Source organism: Rathayibacter sp. PhB152 (genome assembly GCF_003751395.1).
Lineage (GTDB): Bacteria > Actinomycetota > Actinomycetes > Actinomycetales > Microbacteriaceae > Rathayibacter > Rathayibacter festucae.
Genome location: NZ_RJUT01000020.1, coordinates 1 through 1,168 on the forward strand (window position 1 = coordinate 1; position 1,168 = coordinate 1,168).

Below are 1,168 nucleotides of genomic sequence, written 5' to 3' on the forward strand. Positions count from 1 at the left end.
GGCGGTTTCATACGGTTGTTGCAACGGAGGGGTGGTTGCATGCCGGGTCGTCGGTTGGATGCGGGTGAGCGGGGTCAGATCGCGGTGTTGTTCGCTTCGGGGTTACGGTTCCCGGAGATCGCGGAGTTGATCAAACGGGATCGGTCAACGGTGTGGCGGGAGCTCAAACGCAACAACGTGTATCGGGGTGCTCACACCGCCGGAATGCTCGCGCGGCATCCTGATCGTCGCCGGTCGGTGGCTGCGGGGATCGGCCCGGGGTTGGGGGGTGAGTATCGGTGGGCGTATTCGGCGGCGGTCGCGCAGCGCAAAGCGGATGAGCGGGCGAAGCGCCCGAAGACACGAAAGCTCGTAGCGAGGCGGCCGGCGGCGTCGCCGCTGTTGTGGGGTCTGGTCGAGCAGAAGCTGCGCAGCAAGTGGTCCCCGTCGCAGGTGTCTGCTTGGCTGAAGAGCGAGTTCCCTGACCGACCGGAGTATCACGTGTCTCACGAGACGATCTATCAGGCGATCTACTACCAGACCCGCGGAGAGCTGCGCCGAGAGCTCGCGCACGAGCTGCTGCTGCGCTCAGGACGCGCCTCCCGCCGCCCGCAGTCCCGAGGAGCTCGGGCCGCTCGATCGGGCCGGCTCTGGGCGAAGGACTTCAACATCAGCACCCGCCCCGCCGAGGCCGAGGACCGCGCCGTTCCCGGGCACTGGGAAGGCGACCTCGTGATCGGCGCGCGAGGCTCATCCGCGATCATCACCCTCGTGGAACGCTCCACCCGCTACGTGATGCTCGGCTCCCTCCCCGAGGACCGCACCAGCGGAAACGTGACCGCCGTGCTCACCACCCTCATGCACCGACTCCCCGAGCATCTGCGGCGCACCCTCACCTGGGACCAGGGCATCGAGATGGCCCGCCACGCCACCTTCACCCTCGCCACCGACTGCCGCGTGTTCTTCGCCGACCCCCACTCGCCCTGGCAACGAGGATCGAACGAGAACACCAACGGACTCCTGCGCCAATACTTCCCCCGCAGCAGCACCGACTTCCGCACCTACACCCAGACACAACTCGACGCCATCGCCGAAGAACTCAACACCCGCCCCCGCAAAACCCTCGACTGGGCCACCCCCGCCCAACGCCTCGACCAACTCCTCGTTGCAACAACCACTTGACCACAAG

1 protein-coding gene is annotated in these 1,168 nt (G+C 66.8%); it reads left to right on the top strand.

The genetic code is table 11. The features are described 5' to 3' along the window. A partial coding sequence (locus EDF36_RS20840; protein ID WP_221181708.1) for an IS30 family transposase occupies positions 1-1,161 on the top strand: 1,161 nt, incomplete at its 5' end. Positions 1,162-1,168: the final 7 nt, after the last annotated feature.